The 465-nt window shown below is 62.8% G+C and carries 1 protein-coding gene; it reads left to right on the top strand.

The window, feature by feature from the left end; genetic code table 11:
- Positions 1-465 (top strand): GMC family oxidoreductase N-terminal domain-containing protein (locus tag A3714_RS10090; RefSeq protein ID WP_197463402.1); only part of this gene is annotated, 465 nt, incomplete at both ends.

Here is a 465-nt window from a genome sequence, read left to right as displayed (position 1 = left end):
TATCTCGAACCCGCCGAGGAGCGTTCCAACCTGACGGTTCGCAGCGGCGCGCATGTTACCCGTGTGCTGCTTGATGGCACCCGTGCCACCGGTGTCGAGTACCGAAGCGCTAAGGGGCTGGTGCAGGTCAGTGCCGGGCGCGAAGTTGTGCTCTGCGGCGGAACGTTCAACTCGCCGCAATTGCTAATGTTATCCGGCATCGGTCCGCGTGAGGAGCTGTACCGGCATGGCATTGAATTGCGTCATGTCCTGGAGGGCGTTGGACAGAATCTACAGGACCATATCGACGTGTTCGTGCGCGCCAGAACGCGCAGCCGCCAGAGTATCTCGATGCATCCTAGCTACTGGCTAAAGGGCCTGGGGGCACTGCTGCAATACCTGATCGGTCGGCGCGGTGTGCTGTCCAGCAACGGCGCCGAGGCAGGCGGGTTCATCCGCTCCCGGCCGGAGGAGGCGATACCCGAC

The sequence above is a fragment of the Alcanivorax sp. HI0007 genome, from assembly GCF_001635525.1.
In the GTDB taxonomy this organism is placed as follows: Bacteria; Pseudomonadota; Gammaproteobacteria; order Pseudomonadales; family Alcanivoracaceae; genus Alcanivorax.
This window is presented reverse-complemented; position numbering and strand designations above follow the sequence as displayed.